We start from the raw sequence: 15,058 nt of genomic DNA, 5'->3' as shown, positions 1-15,058 counted from the left end.
CTTTTTCGCGGCTGGCTTGACTCTAACGCGACAGACCGCTGTCGGCCTCCGCCCTCGCCCAATCGAAAAACGGTCCGGGATCCGTCTTGCGTCCCGGCGCGATGTGCTCGTGACCGATGATGGCGCTAAGCGGCAGCCTGCGCCGCAACTCCAGCGCCAAGGCTTGCAGCGTCTGGTATTGCGCCTCGCTGAACGGCTCGAAATCGCAGCCTTCCAGCTCCACTCCAATGGAAAAATCGTTGCAGCGTTCACGCCCTCGCCAATTGGACACGCCGGCATGCCAAGCGCGCCGCGTCACAGGCACAAACTGCTGCAGCTCGCCGGAACGGCGGATGAAGAAATGGGAAGACACGCGCAAATGCTGGATTTCGGCGTAGAACGGGTGCTCGTCCGGGTTCAGCTTATTCTGGAACAACTGCTCCACGCCCAACCCGCCGTAGCGATACGGAGGGAGGCTGATGTTGTGGATCACCAGCAGTTCCGGCGCCATGTCCTCGCCGCGTTCGTCGTGATTGGGCGACGGTATCCAGCGCGCGCCGTCCAGCCAGCCGTCCTCCAATAGCTGGAAAGCCGGCGGCGGGGCCGGCTGATAATTCAGACGCCACAGCATCAAGCCGTCCGGCGTGGACCAGCGCTGCTCGGCGACGAAGCCGGCCTTGCGATACAAAGACAACGCGGCGATATTGACCTCGGCGGTATCGACGCTGACCTCGCTCTCGCCCACCAGCGCCCGGTTCAGCAAGCGGTAGCCCCAGCCGGCGCGCAACTGTTGCGGATCCACCACGACTCTTTCGATATGCAGCCCGCCATCCTCGCGGCGCGAGGCCACCAGCACCCCGCGCAGGCTCTCGCCCTCGAACGCGCCCCAAACCGCGTCGGCGCAGGCCTGCGCAGCGGCAAGGTCGGTCCACATCACAGGCAGATGCGGATAAGACAGCCATTCCGCCTCCAAACGGTGAGCAGCCAACTGCAGGCTCAAGGCGCGAGCGGCCAACGCCGCGTCGCTCAAATCCAGGCGTTTCACTTCAAACGGGGCTTGCATCCAACCTCCTGCGGCGCTGCGCTGGCGCGCGCAACATTCTAGTCATCGGAACAGTCCAATATCTCTCTTGTTTTCTGCCCGGCAGCGGGGTATCAAGAACAACCGGGGCAACCAAACCTCGGCATTCTACCGCTCCCGCGGAGCCGCCGGCGCGCGTTGCCTTGAGCCGGATCATGGCCGCCGCCCGCGCCATGCCGCAGAATGCAGCCCGTCACCCACTACAGGAGAACGCCGATGCTGACCCTGGACACCTTGAGCAGCGCCGCCGCGCCCAGCTTCGAACAGCCGCTGGAAATGCTGCAGGCCTGCCACGACAAGATTCGCCGCTTCTGCGACCAACTGGATCAACTGCCTTCTTACATTGAGCAACACGGCGTCGACGAGGCCGCGCGCAACACGATAGACGGCTTGGTCCGCTACTTCGATCTGGCCGGCCCCGCTCATCACAGCGACGAGGAGGACGAATTGTTCCCGCTGATTCTGGAGCGGGTGCCCACCGCCGCCTCCCGGCTGGAGCAACTGAGCGCAGAACACGGCTATCTGCATTCCTGCTGGAACGCCATTCGCGACGATCTTCTGGCGCTGCGCGACGGCAAGATTCACAGCATCAGCCGCAACGAGTTGGAGGAGTTCGCTCGCCAGTACCGCGAACACGCCGCCGCCGAGGAAAGCTGGCTGTTTCCCACCGCCGCCTCCGCCATCAGCGCCGAGGAGATGAGCGCCGCCGGACAGCGCATGGCGGCGCGCCGGATGCAGCAAGCCGCCTGAACGGCTGCCGCCGCCCGGCCACAAACGCAAAAAAAAGGCTGACCAGCGCGGTCAGCCTTTTTATCTTTGCGCACTCAGAACCTGTTTACGATCTCGCGAGCAAGAGCGAGACAAGGCGAAAACGGCTGAAAAAGCGGAGTGTACACACCGTACATGAGCATTTTGAAGCCGCTTTCAACGCTGTATCGCCGACGCGCAGCAGATCGTAATCCGGTTCTCAGAACCTGTTTACGATCTCAGGCGGTCAGCTTCAGCAACTGCTCGAACGCGTCCTCGAACAGCTTCAAGCCATCCTGCTGCAGCTTCTCGCCGGCGGCGGCCAGATCCACGCCAGCCGCGCCCACCGCGTGCAACAGGGTCTGCGCCTCGTCCATGCCTTCCGGCAGCGTCAACGCCGCCTGGCCGTGGTCGCGGAAGGCCGCCAGCGTGCCGTCCGGCACGGTATTGACGGTTTCATCGCCAATCAGGCTCTCCACGTAAAGCACGTCGGAGTAGGCGGCGTTCTTGGTGCCTGTGGACGCCCACAGCAGATATTGCGGACGGGCGCCGGCGGCTTTCAACGCGGCGAACTCGGCGCCGTGGAAGCGCTCGAGATAGCGAGCGTAAGCAGCCTTGGACAGCGCGATGGCCACTTTGCCCTTGTGGGCCTCCGCCACTTGCGGGTCCAGCAGGCTGTCGACGCGGGACAGGAAGAAGCTGGCCACCGCCTTGACGCCGGACACGTCCTTGCCGTCGGCGTGACGAGCGGACAAGCCGGCGATGTAGGCGTCCCACACCGCTTCCACTTGCGGCAGCGAGAACAGCAGGGTGATGTTGACGTTGACGCCTTCGCGGGTCAGCGCCTGAAAGGCGCGGATGCCGGCGGCGGTGGCCGGAATCTTGATCATGGCGTTGGGCCGGGCGATTTCCGCCCACAAGCGCCGCGCCGCGGCAAGAGTCCCGGCCTCGTCGTTGGACAACTCCGGCGACACTTCCAGGCTGACATAGCCGTCGTTGCCCTGGCTGGCGTCGTATTGGCCGCGCAGCAAGTCGCAGGCGGCCTGGATGTCCGGCACCACCAGCGCTTCGTAGCGCGCCTCGGCGGATAGGCCGGCGTCCGCCTTCAGGCGGGCCAGATCGGCCTGATAGCTGGCGTCGCCGCTGATCGCCTTGTAGAAGATCGCCGGATTGGACGTCACGCCGGCGATGCCGTCGTCGGCCAGCAGGCGCGCCAGTTCGCCGGAGGCGATCAATTCGCGGGACAAATTGTCCAGCCAGACGCGCTGGCCGAACGGACGGATGGATTGCAGTCGATTCATGGTGGAACGATCCAGAATAAAGTCGGGACGGGCCCGGCATCGCCGAGCCGGCCGGTGGCCGCCGCGCCATAGAGCCTGTTCAGAGTCTCGCGCACAGGGGCGAGACAAGACGAAAACAGCCGAGGAAGCGAAATGCACATACGGTACATGAGCATTTCGAAGCGGATTTCAACGTCGTATCGCCGAAGCGCGGCAGACTTTGAACAGGTTCTAAAATCGGCGGGCTGAAAAGGACATCCTAACCCGCTTGGAGCGGCGCGCCAAGAGCGCCGGCCCAAGCTTGCAAGAATACGCCGCATGCGGCCCCAGCGGCGCGGCGCTCAGGCCGCTTGCGAGCCGCTGCGGCGGTCGCGCGGGAACACCGCGGAGAACACGCTGCCCTTGTCCGGCTCGCTTTTGATCTCCAGCCGGGCGTGATGGCGGGCCAGCACATGCTTGACGATGGCGAGCCCAAGACCAGTGCCGCCGCTGCCGCGCGAACGGCCGCGGTCCACCCGGTAGAAGCGCTCCGTCAACCGCGGAATATGCTCGCGCGGAATACCGATGCCGGTATCCGCCACGGAGAAGCGCAGCTGCTCGCCCTCTTCCCTCCAGCTCAGCGTGATGCAGCCGCCTTCCGGCGTGTAGCGCACCGCATTGGATACCAGATTGCCAAAGGCCGAATGCAGCTCTTGCGGACTGCCCCACAGCCAGGCGTCGCTGTGCCGGTCCAGCTTGACCTGATGGCGGCCGTGGGACAGGCCTTCGGCTTCCACCATCAGCGTGTCCAACATGTCCTGCATGTCCACTTTTTCCGATACCGTCGCCTTGGGGCTGTTCTCCAGCTTGGACAGGGTCAACAGGTCTTCAACCAGGCTTTGCATGCGCCGCGATTGCTCCAGCATCATCGGCAGAAACTGGCGGAAGGTGGCGTCGTCCACCTGCGGCAGATCGCCCAGCGTCTCCAGAAAGCCGCCCACCACGGTCAGCGGCGTGCGCAGCTCGTGCGAGACGTTGGCGACGAAATCCTTGTGCACGGTTTGCACCCGTTCCAGCTGGGTGATGTCGCGGGTCAGCAGCAATTTGCGGGTGGAATCGAAAGGGACCATCTGCAGCGAGATCACCAGTTCGCGCGGCTGCACGAAATTGAGCACCAGCGGTTGGCTGAAGCGCGCCTCGTTCATATAGGCGTGAAAGGCAGGCTGGCGAATCAGGTTGAGGATCTGATTGCCGACATCCCGCTTGCGGTCCAGACCCAGATGCTCCACCGCCATCGGGTTGATCCATTCGATGCGGTCATGCTCGTCCAGCACCACTACCCCGTCCGGCATCGCCTCGCCGGCGTTGATGAAACGCTCCAGCGCGTGGGTGAGCTTTTTCTGGCTCTGGCTCTGGGTGCGGGTGGTGCGGTACAGAGTCATGAAGATGGTGTGCCAGACGCCGAAACCGTCCGGCACCCGCTCCGGGGTCGGCCGCTGCAGCCAACGCAACAACAACGCGACATGGTAGAGATTGAAGGCCAGCCAGCCGCCCAGGCAGATGGCCACCGCGATCAGTCCGTCTTCCGCCGACGATCCCAGCCAGAAGCCCAGGCCAATGACGGCGGTCGCCAGCAGCGAGGCCAGCGTGCGTTTCAGAAATTCAGGCATCAGGCCTCACTGCTGGGTGGAGAAGCGGTAACCAGTGCCGCGCACAGTCTGGATCAGCGCATCGTGGCCGGTGCCCTCCAACGCGCTGCGCAGCCGACGGATGTGCACGTCCACGGTGCGCTCTTCCACGAATACATGGTCTCCCCACACCTGGTCCAATAGCTGGGAGCGCGAATGCACGCGCTCGGGATGGGTCATGAAGAAGTGCAGCAGGCGGAATTCGGTGGGGCCCAGATCGATGACGCCGCCGTTGCCGGTGACGCGGTGGGTGACCGGATCCAGCCGCAGGCCTTGCACGTCCACCGCGTCGTCGGTCATCTGCGGCGCGCGACGGCGCAGCACCGCTTTGATGCGCGCCAGCAATTCTCGCGGCGAGAACGGCTTGGTGATGTAGTCGTCCGCGCCGGTTTCCAGGCCGGTGATCTTGTCCTGCTCGTCCGAGCGAGCGGTCAACATGATGATGGGCACGTGGCGGGTACGCTCGTCCGCGCGCAAGCGCTTGGCGATGTCCACCCCGCTGGCGCCCGGCAGCATCCAGTCCAGCAACACCAGATCCGGCAGCGCGTTGCGCACCAGCGTCAGCGCCGCTTCGGCGGTGCTGGCTCGCAGCACATGGTGGCCGGCCTGCGCCAGGTTGAAGGCAATCAGCTCCTGGATTGCCGGTTCGTCTTCAACAAGCAAGATATTGGCTGGCATGGTTGATCCATTCCCGTTTGAGTGTGTGGCAAGGATAAAAACGGGTGATTACAAAAATATGACATTTCGTCAAACTTTCCCACTTTGGCGCAGATTATTTTAACGCGCCAGCCGTAGACGCCGCTGAAACCAAAAAAAACGGGCCTGTTGCTGTGAACAGGCCCGGAATGGTCGTCGTCAATACAGATTTGATCTGACTAGAGACCAGGGACAAAGAGATCACCAGGACAGTTTCAAATGAGAGCGTTTTGGGACAATTCTCATCCGCAACGGATCTGGACAGGCGAGCCGCGGGACAGTGCGGCCAACCCTGATACGGCCAGCATTTTACGTAGCAAACAGGCGTTTTGATTAGATGGTTGATTGGATTTTCAGCCATTTCACCTTATTTTATATGTTTGTTTCGTCATATTTCCTTATAATCGAAACATGGATAAATTTGATAGAAAAATCATCGCCGCGCTGCACGAAAACGCCCGCATCAGCTTCGCGGAGCTGGCCCGAAGGGTGAATCTGTCGCCGCCGGCGGTGGCGGATCGGGTGAACAAATTGGAGCGCGGCGGCGTGATCACCGGCTACCGCGCCACCATCGATCCCAACAAGGTGGGCATGCCCATCTGCTGCATGATAGAGCTGACGGTCAAACACCTGGAGTACTTCGCGGTGATAGAGGAAATCCGCACCATGCCGGAGATCATCGAATGCATGTCGGTGACCGGCACCAGCGGACTGATGATGAAGGTGGTAGTGGACAATATGCCCACCCTGCAGGCGCTGATCGCGCGGCTGATGCAGTTTGGCGATACCAAGACTTCGATCGTGATCGAGGTTCCAGTGCCGCCGCGGCTGCCGGATTTGCAACAGGACGAATAATCCGGCGCGGCTTTGGGCCTGACAATGAAAAACGGACAGGCGAGCCTGTCCGTTTGAAAGAGCGGAACGCCTGTCGGCGCTTACTTGGCGGCCTGCCAGGCCACTGCCGTATCGATCATGCGGTTGGAGAAGCCCCACTCATTGTCGTACCAGGCCAGCACTTTGACTTCGCGGCCGCCGATGACGCGGGTCAGCGTGGCGTCGAAGGTGCTGGACGCCGGGTTATGCAGGAAGTCGCAGGACACCAGCGGCAGCGTGTTCACGCCAAGCACGCCCTTGAGCGGCCCCTTGGCGGCGTCGCTGATCAGCTGGTTCACTTCTTCCTTGGTGGTGTCACGGCCGGCGGTGAAGGTCAGATCCACCAGCGAGACATTGCTCACCGGCACGCGCACGGCGAAACCGTCCAGCTTGCCTTTCAACTGAGGCAACACCAGGCCCACCGCGGCGGCGGCGCCGGTTTTGGTCGGGATCATGGACACGGCGGCGGAGCGGGCGCGACGCAAATCCTTGTGATCGGTGTCCAGCAACACTTGGTCGTTGGTGTAGGCGTGCACCGTGGTCATCAGGCCGCGCTCGATGCCGATGGTGTCGATCAAGGGCTGCACCATCGGAGCCAGACAGTTGGTGGTGCAGGAGGCGTTGGACACGATGGTCATCGCGCTGCTCAACTGCTGATGGTTGACGCCGTACACCACGGTGGCGTCCACGCCTTCGCCGCCCGGGGCGGAGATCAGCACTTTTTTAGCGCCCGCCTGCAGGTGGGCGCCGGCTTTTTCGCGAGTGGTGAACAAACCAGTGCATTCCATCACCACGTCCACGTTCAATTCTTTCCACGGCAGCTCGGCCGGGTTGCGGATGGCCAGCAGCTTGATCTTCTTGCCGTTGACCACCAGGTGGTCGCCGTCCAACGCCACGGACGCGGCGAACGGGCCGTGCACGCTGTCGTAGCGGGTCAGGTGTTCATGCAGCTCCGGCGAGGCCAGATCGTTGATGGCGACAATCTCGATGTCCTGATCGGCATAGCGCTCTTGCCATGCACGCACAATCATGCGGCCGATGCGGCCGTAACCATTGATAGCAACTCGCAACGTCATGATGCATCCTCCAAGTTGAAATGGCGCAAGGTCATCTTCCCGTGCCCTGCGCCACCACTGTCCGCCTGATTCGGCTTGTAATCAACTCGCTACATAAGTAGTGGGCGAATTACCAACATCGCCAGTGCGGAAATTCCGACCAAACTTGCCGTGCGTCAAATTCCGCCGGCCGTCGCCCGGCATCGAGCAGCGCCTCAGCCCTGCAATACGGCGGCGTAATCGCCGGCGTCGCTATTCAATACTATATGCAATAGCGTGCCGGAAAAGGCGGTAACGCCGCTGGCGCCCAACTGCTGCAAGGCCGCCTGATCAACCAGGGCCGCGTCGGCCACTTCCACCCGCAAGCGGCTGCCGGCCACGGCTTCCACCTTGCGCACATTGTCCGCCCCGCCCAGCGCCGTCAGCCAGCGTTCACGATCAATGCCCACCACTTCGCCCAAGGCCCGCGCCGGCGCCGCCTCGCTCGTTTGAACGGCGGCCGCGGTTTCAGCGGCGCCCAGCGCAACGCGGATTTCGTCGGCAATCAGATCCGCCTCCGGCCCCAGCACGACTTGCACGCTGCCGGCGGCCGGCTTGATCAGGCCGCGCGAGCCCAACGCCTTCAGCGCGGCCTCGCTCACTTTGTCGTTGCTGGCCACTTGCAAGCGCAAACGGGTGGTGCAGGCATCCACCGATTTCAGGTTGGCGGCGCCGCCCAGCGCGGCGATAAAGGCGCGCGCGCGTTCACTGCCGGCCGCCACCGCAGCCACAGTCACCATCGCGTCTTCGCGGCCAGGGGTCTTCAGATCGAATTTCTTGATGAAGAACACGAACAACACGTAGTAGAGCGCGAAGTAGCCGATGCCCACCGGGACCAACAGCAAGGGGTTGGTGGACAAGCCGAAGTTCAGCATGTAGTCGAACAGACCGGCGGAGAAGCCGAAACCCAGCTTGATGTTGAGCGCGTGCATCAAAGCCATGGCCAAGCCCGTCAGCACCGCGTGGATGGCGTACAGCGCCGGCGCCAGGAACATGAAGGCGAACTCCACCGGCTCGGTGACGCCGGTCAGCATCGCGGTCAGCGCCATCGAGAACAGCAGACCGCCGACGGCTTGCTTGTTCTCCGGCTTGGCGGTGCGGTACATCGCCAGGCAGGCGGCCGGCAGGCCGAACATCATCACCGGGAAGAAACCGGACATGAACATGCCGGCCGTCTTGTCGCCGGCGAAGAAGCGGGTCAGATCCCCGTGCACCACCTTGCCGGCGGCGGCGGCGAAATCGCCCACCTGGAACCAGACGATGGTGTTGAGAATGTGGTGCAGGCCGGTGACGATGAGCACGCGGTTGAGCACGCCGTAGACGAAGACGCCGATCTCGCCGGCGCCGATCAGCCAGCGCCCAACGCTATCGATGCCGACCTGCACCGGCATCCAGACATAGCCCAGCACCGCGCCCAACAGCAGCATGGAGAAGCCGGTGACAATGGGCACAAAACGCTTGCCGCCAAAGAAGGCCAGGTAGCTGGGCAGCTTGATGTCCTTGTAACGGTTGTACAGCGCGCCGGCCACCAGGCCGGACAGAATGCCGGACAGGACGCCCATATTGAGCTTCTCGTCTATCACCTTGAGTACCGCGGTGATCACCAGATAGCCAATGGCGCCGGCCAGGCCGGAGGTGCCGTTGTTGTCTTTGGCGAAGCCCACGGCCACGCCGATGGCGAAGATCAACGCCAGATTGCCGAAGATGGCGTCGCCTGCCTGAGCCATCATCTTGATGTTGAGCAGGTCCGGCTGGCCCAGGCGCAGCAGCAGGCCGGCCACGGGCAAAACGGCGATCGGCAGCATCAGGGCTCGGCCCAGCTGCTGAATGCCAGCGAATTTATTGTCAGAGGTACTCACGTCTCGTCTCCCAGTGTATGGACGCCGATGGGGGCATGGCGCTCCAGGCTGCTACCTTCTTGTGTGTCTGTGCCGCTCGCTGCCGCGTGTCCCCGCGGCATGCGATTACTTCAAAATCACCTCAAAAACCTTGAACGGCCTTGCGCGCCGGACCGGTCAGGCCTCCGGCCACCATTCGGCGGCTTGCGCGCGCACTTCGGCGGCGGAATCCAGCCTCAACAGCTGCTCGACGCGCTTGAGGCAAGCCTGCTGATCCAGCGCCCTCACCCTGGCCTTGATCTCCGGCACCAGGCCAGGGCTGACCGATAGTTCGGCCACGCCGAGGCCGATCAGCACCGGCGTGGCCAGCGGGTCCGACGCCAAGGCGCCGCACACGCCCACCCATTTGCCGTGCAGGCTGGCGCCGGCCACCGTGCGTTCTATCAGCCGCAGCAGCGCTGGATGCATTGCGTCCAGGCTGGCCGCCAGCGAGGCGTTGCAACGGTCCATCGCCAGCGTGTATTGAGTCAGATCATTGGTGCCGATGGACAAGAAGTCCGCCTCGGCGGCGAGTTGGTCGGCCAGCAGAGCGGCGGACGGCACTTCCACCATCACGCCCAGCTGCGGCCGTTCGCTCAGCCCCATTTCCTCGGCCAGCGAGTCTATGCGCCGACGCAAACGCCGCAGTTCGCCAACGTCGGCGATCATCGGCACCAAGATGCGCAGCAGGGATAACGGGCGCAACATCAGCAGCGCGCGCAGTTGTTCATCCAGCATCTCCGGATGGGCGAAGCCGGTGCGGATGCCGCGCAGGCCCAGCGCCGGGTTAGGTTCCGGCGGCAAGGTCAGATAGGGCACTTCCTTGTCTCCGCCCACGTCCAGCGTGCGGATGATGGCGACGCGGCCCTGCAATTCGTCCAGCACCGCCTGATAGGCGTTGGCCTGCTCGTAGCGGTCCGGCGCGTCCCGACGATCAATGAACAGGAACTCGGTGCGCAACAGACCCACGCTGTCGGCGCCGTGGCGCACCGCTTCGCGCGCGTCCTCTTCGTTGGCGATATTGGCGGCGACTTCAACGCGCACGCCATCCAGTGTCACCGCGGCGCCGTCGGCGTCGGCCCGCATATCGGCGCGGCGGCGCTCTCGCTCCGCCATCGCCTGCCTGGCGGCGGCTAGCGAGGCGGCGGCCGGCGCCGGATCACAGCCGCCTTGGCTCGCATCCAGCAGCACTTCGCTGCCGGCGTCCAGACGCAACACCTGCGGCCCGCAAGCCACCAGGGCCGGAATGCCTAGCGCGCGCGCCAGAATGGCCACATGACCGGTGGCGCCGCCGGCGGCGGACAGTATGCCGGCCACCCGCTCTCGCGGCAGCCGGGTCAGTTCGGAGGGCGCCAGATCTTCGGCCACCAGGATGGAGGCGGGATACAATTCAGGCTCGCTCTGCGCATCGCCCAACAAGGCTTTCAGCACCTGACGTTCAATGTCTTTGAGATCGGCCACCCGTTCGGCCAGCAAGGGGCTGCCCAGGCTGGACAATACCCGGCACTGCGCCCGCACCGCTTGGCGGAAGGCGTAGCCGGCGCTGTGGCCGGCGGCGATGTCTCGTTCCGCCGCGCCCCGTAATTCCGGATCGTCCACCAGCGCCAGATGGGCGGAGAAAATGTCGCTCTGCGAGGTTTGGCCGCGCCGCAGCGCGTCGTCGATGGCGGCGGCGATGCCGGCGCTGACCTCGGTCAGCGCGCGGTTCAGCTGATCGCGCTCGCTATCCGCATTGACCGCGAACTCCGCCACTTGCGGTTCGAAGGCGTCGAGGCGCACCACCTGGCCGATGGCCAGGCCCGGCGCCGCGCAAACGCCGCCTATCCAGCCGGCCGGCAGCGAACGCGCCGAGGCGCTGGCCAAGGGCGCGGGCGCGCCATGGCCGGACTCTGTGCGGGTTTGCAGCGCGGCGATCACCGCCGCGGCGGCCGCAGCGGCGTCCTCGCCCTGCGCCAACACCGCCACATCGTCGTCCTCGGCCACCCCCAGCCCCATCAGCGCCACTACGCTGCGGGCATTGGCGGCCTGACCTTTGAATTCCACCCGTACGCTGGAACGGTATTGACGCGCCGCGTTCTGCACCAGCGCCGCCGGCCGCGCGTGCAGGCCGCCGGCGTGGCGCACCGTGGCCTGACCGCGGCTTTCCGCGCCACTGGCGCTGGGAAGATCGTCTACGGCCGCGCCGCCCGACAGTGTCAGAAACACGCTTTGCCCGGCCTGCTGCCAGCCCTCGGCCCGGCTTTCCAATGCGTAAGCCTCGCCGTTGGCGATCACCACCATGGTCAGCAAGGACGGCGCGCGCCGCGCCACTGCGTCCAGGTCCACTTCGATCAGGGGCTGGCCCTGACTGACTGCGTCGCCGGCCTTGATCAACGGCTTGAAGCCCTCGCCCTCCAGCTTGACGGTATCGATGCCGATGTGGATCAGCACTTCAGCGCCGTTGGCCGCGCGCAAGGTCAAGGCGTGGCCGGTGCGCGCCAATTGCGCCACCACGCCGTCACAGGGCGCCAGCAGGGTGCCGGACATCGGCTCGATCGCCAGGCCGTCACCCATCATCAAACCGGCGAATACCGGATCGGGCGCACGGCTCAGCGGCACGGACGGCCCGTCAAACGGGGCCAGGAGTTCGAGCGTAGCGGACATGAGGGGAGCGTCTCCATTCTTACTTATGTATCGTCTCCGCGGCCGGCGCCGGTTCCGCTGGGCGCCGTTCGCGACGCGCCCCGATTCGATGGCCGATCAGGGCGCGGTTTCAAGCGTTGCCGGACTCAGCGCGTGCAAGTCACCTTGGACAGATGACGCGGCACGTCCGGATTCAGGCCGCGCGCCTCGGACAAGCGCGCCGCCATCAGATAGAAGCTCTGAATCGCCAGCAAAGGATCCAACGCTTCGTCGTCGGCCAACGCCAGGGTCAGATCCCGGCTGACGATATTTTCCGGCGCGGCCAGCAACACCTTGGCGCCGCGGCCGCGCATTTCCTCGGCCAGATCGATCAAGCCTTGTTGCTCCGGCCCGCGCGGCGCGAAGATCAGCAAGGGATAGCCGTCGTCGATCAAAGCCATCGGACCGTGCTTGATCTCGGCCCCGGAGAAGGCCTCGGCCTGAATCGCGCAGGTTTCCTTGAATTTGAGCGCGGCTTCCAACGCCACGGCGAAGCCCAACCCGCGGCCCACCACCATGATGCGTTCGGCGTCGCGCAAAGCGTCCACCGCCGGCGTCCAGTCCTGGCGCGTGGCTTCGGTCAAACGCTGCGGCAGGTTGGCCAGCGCGGCCAACAGGGCGTCGTCCGCCTGCCAGTGGGCCACCAGGCGCGCCACCGCGGACAAGGAGGTGATGTAACTCTTGGTGGCGGCCACGCTTTTTTCGTCGCCGGCGCACAAGGGCACTACCCATTCGCAGGCGGCGGCCAGCGGCGATTGATGCTTGTTGACCAAGGCCGCGGTGCGCGCCCCGGCGGCACCCAGCGCCTTCATAGTGTCGATCAGGTCCGGGCTCTGGCCGGACTGGGACAAAGCCACCGCCAGTTGGCCTTTCACCGCCAGCGGCGCGCGGTGCAGCGTCACCAGCGACATCGGCAGGGACACCACCGGCACGCCCAGCCGTTGCATCGCCAGATAGGCGAAGTAATTGGCGGCGTGATCGGAACTGCCGCGTGCAACGGTCAGCGCCAGGCTGGGGCGCTCCACCGCCAGCGCGCGCCCCAGCGCGGCCAGCGCTTCATCGGCGTACATGTGTTGCGCGGCCACCGCCTCGGCGGCGTACAGCGCTTCTTCAAGCATCAACGAGGCCAATTTGTTCTCCCTCTACGTAGACTTGCTGCAAATTCAAATCCGCATCCATCGCCACAATGTCGGCCCAGGCGCCGGCGGCGAGCCGGCCGCGGTCGGCCAGGCCCAGATAGTCGGCCGGGTAAAGCGACAGCCTGTGCGAAGCGTCCGCCAGCGGCAGGCCGATGGACACCAGGTTGCGCAGCGCCTGGTCCATGGTCAGCGTGCTGCCTGCCAGAGTGCCGTCGGCCAGACGCACGCCGCCCATGCATTTGGTCACCGAGTGCGAACCCAACTTGTATTCGCCGTCCGGCATGCCGGCGGCGGCGGTGGAATCCGTGACGCAGTACAGGCGCGGAATCGAGCGCAGAGCGGCGCGGATCGCGCCCGGATGGACGTGGAGCAGATCCGGGATCAGTTCCGCGTATTCGGCGTGGGCCAGCGCCGCGCCCACCATGCCGGGCTCGCGGTGGTGCAGCCCGCTCATCGCGTTGAACAGATGGGTGAAGCCGGACGCGCCCTGCTCCAGGGCCTGCACGCCGTCTTCGTAACTTCCCAGAGTGTGGCCCAGTTGCACCTTGACGCCCTGCTCCGCCAGTTGGCGGATGATGTCCATGTGGCCCGCGATTTCCGGCGCCAGCGTGATCAGCGACACCGGCGCCAGCGAACGATACCAGTCCACCTGCTCCATCACCGCGCGGCAGGCGTCGTCTGGCTGAGCGCCCAGTTTGCCGGGGTTGATGTAAGGGCCTTCCAGATGCACGCCCAGAATGCGGGCGCCGCCGGGCTGGCGTTCGCGACAGGAGGAACCGAGCGCGCGCAGCACCTGCTCAATGTCGATCGGCGGCGCGGTCATGGTGGTGGCCAGCAAGGAGGTGGTGCCGAAGCGGGCGTGCAGCCTGGCCACGCGCTCGGCGGCGCGGCCGCCCTCCATGATGTCGACGCCGCCGCCGCCGTGGACGTGAAGATCGATGAAGCCCGGCAGCAGATAGCGCTCCACCGCGCGCCCGGAGGCCAAGCGCGCGTCTATAGACTCGATGCGGCCATCGGCAGCCAGTTTCAATTCGCCGTCCATCCAGCCGGATTCGGTCAGGATGCGTCCTTGCAGCACTCGGTGTTGGGTCATCGTCTCAGTTCGGCAACAAAATCGTAGTAGTCGTTACGGCAATAGGTATCGGTCAATTCAATCGCGATGTTCTCAGCGTTGAAGCCGATGCGGGTAATCAACAGCATCGCCTCTCCGGGGCGGATGCCGGCCAACGTGGCGATGTCGCCGGAGGCGTTCACCGCGCGGATATGCTGCAACGCGCGCACCACCGAGTGGCCGCTGGCGTCCAGGTGGGCGTACAGCGAGGTGCCCACTTGCTGCGGCTCCGGCAGATAAGCCACCGGCAGCGTCGTCATCTCTATCGCCATCACCACCCCGTCGGCCAGGCGCTGACGCTTCAGCCGCGACACCTGCGAGGTGGGCGACAGTCCCAGCTTGATCACTTCTTCATTGCTGGGCGCGAACACGCCGCGCTCCAGCCACACCGACGACGGCACGAAGCCGCGTTGGCGCAATTGTTCGGTAAAGCCGGTCAGCCTCGACAAGGGCTGCTCCAGTCTTGGCGTGATGAAGGTGCCCGAGCCCTGGCGCCGGCGAATCAGGCCCTGCTCCAGCAGCACATCCATCGCCTTGCGCGCGGTGACGCGCGAAATGCCCAGTTCTTCCGAAAACGTGCGCTCCGACGGCAGCGCTTCGTCCGCCTGCCACCAACCGGCGTTGATGGCGTCGGCCAGTTTCCGCGACAGCTGCAGATACAGCGGCGTGGTCAGGGTTTCATCCGGTTTCAATGCAAGCCAGCGATTTTCCATGGGTTGTCTGCAAGTGGTCTGAAAACCCCAGTGTATAACCTGTCTCCCCGGCTGGCATCTTCCGCGCTGGCGCGTGTCGATTCCGGCCTTACGGCTTACCGCGAACGTTAATACCACATTAATACCACGTCAATACCATT

At 64.6% G+C, this 15,058-nt stretch carries 12 protein-coding genes and 1 pseudogene; 2 read left to right on the top strand and 11 right to left on the bottom strand.

The window, feature by feature from the left end:
- Positions 1–22 precede the first annotated feature (22 nt).
- Complete coding sequence (ampD, locus tag BR71_RS24800; protein ID WP_244269613.1) at positions 23–610, bottom strand: 1,6-anhydro-N-acetylmuramyl-L-alanine amidase AmpD; 588 nt, start codon at positions 608–610, stop codon at positions 23–25.
- A 48-nt stretch (positions 611–658) separates the two neighbouring features.
- Positions 659–913: pseudogene (locus tag BR71_RS24795) on the bottom strand (GNAT family N-acetyltransferase); the annotation flags it as partial.
- Positions 914–1,276: 363 nt separating this feature from the next.
- Between BR71_RS24795 and BR71_RS10760 the strand changes: the two are divergent.
- Positions 1,277–1,810, top strand: coding sequence for a hemerythrin domain-containing protein (locus BR71_RS10760; protein ID WP_043636814.1), 534 nt, complete (start codon positions 1,277–1,279; stop codon positions 1,808–1,810).
- A 236-nt stretch (positions 1,811–2,046) separates the two neighbouring features.
- Here BR71_RS10760 and tal read toward each other — a convergent pair whose 3' ends face one another.
- The 3 genes from tal to phoB form a co-directional block, all read right to left on the bottom strand.
- Positions 2,047–3,108, bottom strand: coding sequence for a transaldolase (gene tal / locus BR71_RS10755; RefSeq protein WP_043636812.1), 1,062 nt, complete (start codon positions 3,106–3,108; stop codon positions 2,047–2,049).
- 320 nt (positions 3,109–3,428) lie between these two features.
- On the bottom strand, positions 3,429–4,736 hold the full coding sequence (gene phoR / locus BR71_RS10750; protein ID WP_019101331.1) for a phosphate regulon sensor histidine kinase PhoR: 1,308 nt from the start codon (positions 4,734–4,736) through the stop codon (positions 3,429–3,431).
- A 6-nt stretch (positions 4,737–4,742) separates the two neighbouring features.
- Entirely contained in the window at positions 4,743–5,432 is a 690-nt protein-coding gene (gene phoB, locus BR71_RS10745) for a phosphate regulon transcriptional regulator PhoB (RefSeq protein WP_019101332.1), read from the bottom strand.
- Positions 5,433–5,861: 429 nt separating this feature from the next.
- Here phoB and BR71_RS10740 point away from each other — a divergent pair, with 429 nt between their 5' ends.
- On the top strand, positions 5,862–6,305 hold the full coding sequence (locus tag BR71_RS10740; protein WP_043636809.1) for an Lrp/AsnC family transcriptional regulator: 444 nt from the start codon (positions 5,862–5,864) through the stop codon (positions 6,303–6,305).
- A gap of 80 nt (positions 6,306–6,385) precedes the next feature.
- Here the strand turns inward: BR71_RS10740 and gap are convergent, their stop codons facing one another.
- From gap to BR71_RS10710, 6 genes are all read right to left on the bottom strand, one after another.
- The gene (gap, locus tag BR71_RS10735; protein WP_019100281.1) at positions 6,386–7,399 is read right to left on the bottom strand and encodes a type I glyceraldehyde-3-phosphate dehydrogenase; all 1,014 of its coding nucleotides are present in this window, start codon (positions 7,397–7,399) and stop codon (positions 6,386–6,388) included.
- 194 nt (positions 7,400–7,593) lie between these two features.
- The gene (gene nagE, locus BR71_RS10730) at positions 7,594–9,276 is read right to left on the bottom strand and encodes an N-acetylglucosamine-specific PTS transporter subunit IIBC (protein WP_043589508.1); all 1,683 of its coding nucleotides are present in this window, start codon (positions 9,274–9,276) and stop codon (positions 7,594–7,596) included.
- A gap of 156 nt (positions 9,277–9,432) precedes the next feature.
- Entirely contained in the window at positions 9,433–11,937 is a 2,505-nt protein-coding gene (ptsP, locus tag BR71_RS10725; RefSeq protein WP_043636805.1) for a phosphoenolpyruvate--protein phosphotransferase, read from the bottom strand.
- 125 nt (positions 11,938–12,062) lie between these two features.
- The gene (locus BR71_RS10720) at positions 12,063–13,085 is read right to left on the bottom strand and encodes an SIS domain-containing protein (protein ID WP_043589504.1); all 1,023 of its coding nucleotides are present in this window, start codon (positions 13,083–13,085) and stop codon (positions 12,063–12,065) included.
- Positions 13,066–14,187, bottom strand: a complete 1,122-nt coding sequence (gene nagA / locus BR71_RS10715) for an N-acetylglucosamine-6-phosphate deacetylase (RefSeq protein ID WP_107732092.1) — start codon at positions 14,185–14,187, stop codon at positions 13,066–13,068. The genes BR71_RS10720 and nagA overlap by 20 nt, the downstream gene beginning before the upstream one ends.
- Positions 14,184–14,918 (bottom strand): GntR family transcriptional regulator, encoded by a 735-nt coding sequence (locus tag BR71_RS10710; RefSeq protein WP_019101073.1) that lies wholly within the window; start codon positions 14,916–14,918, stop codon positions 14,184–14,186. Before BR71_RS10710 ends, nagA begins: the two co-directional genes overlap by 4 nt.
- Positions 14,919–15,058: the final 140 nt, after the last annotated feature.

Origin of the sequence: Chromobacterium haemolyticum DSM 19808 (assembly GCF_000711885.1) — a bacterium.
GTDB classification, from domain to species: domain Bacteria; phylum Pseudomonadota; class Gammaproteobacteria; order Burkholderiales; family Chromobacteriaceae; genus Chromobacterium; species Chromobacterium haemolyticum.
Note: the sequence above shows the minus strand (reverse complement) of the source record. Positions and strands in the feature narration are given on the sequence as shown.

Bases quoted from the DNA above. Each gene is read 5' to 3' on its own strand.
- ampD (WP_244269613.1), bottom strand. From the start codon at position 610: ATGCTGTGGCGTCTGAATTATCAGCCGGCCCCGCCGCCGGCTTTCCAG.
- BR71_RS10760 (WP_043636814.1), top strand. From the start codon at position 1,277: ATGCTGACCCTGGACACCTTGAGCAGCGCCGCCGCGCCCAGCTTCGAA.
- tal (WP_043636812.1), bottom strand. From the start codon at position 3,108: ATGAATCGACTGCAATCCATCCGTCCGTTCGGCCAGCGCGTCTGGCTG.
- phoR (WP_019101331.1), bottom strand. From the start codon at position 4,736: ATGCCTGAATTTCTGAAACGCACGCTGGCCTCGCTGCTGGCGACCGCC.
- phoB (WP_019101332.1), bottom strand. From the start codon at position 5,432: ATGCCAGCCAATATCTTGCTTGTTGAAGACGAACCGGCAATCCAGGAG.
- BR71_RS10740 (WP_043636809.1), top strand. From the start codon at position 5,862: ATGGATAAATTTGATAGAAAAATCATCGCCGCGCTGCACGAAAACGCC.
- gap (WP_019100281.1), bottom strand. From the start codon at position 7,399: ATGACGTTGCGAGTTGCTATCAATGGTTACGGCCGCATCGGCCGCATG.
- ptsP (WP_043636805.1), bottom strand. From the start codon at position 11,937: ATGTCCGCTACGCTCGAACTCCTGGCCCCGTTTGACGGGCCGTCCGTG.
- nagA (WP_107732092.1), bottom strand. From the start codon at position 14,187: ATGACCCAACACCGAGTGCTGCAAGGACGCATCCTGACCGAATCCGGC.
- BR71_RS10710 (WP_019101073.1), bottom strand. From the start codon at position 14,918: ATGGAAAATCGCTGGCTTGCATTGAAACCGGATGAAACCCTGACCACG.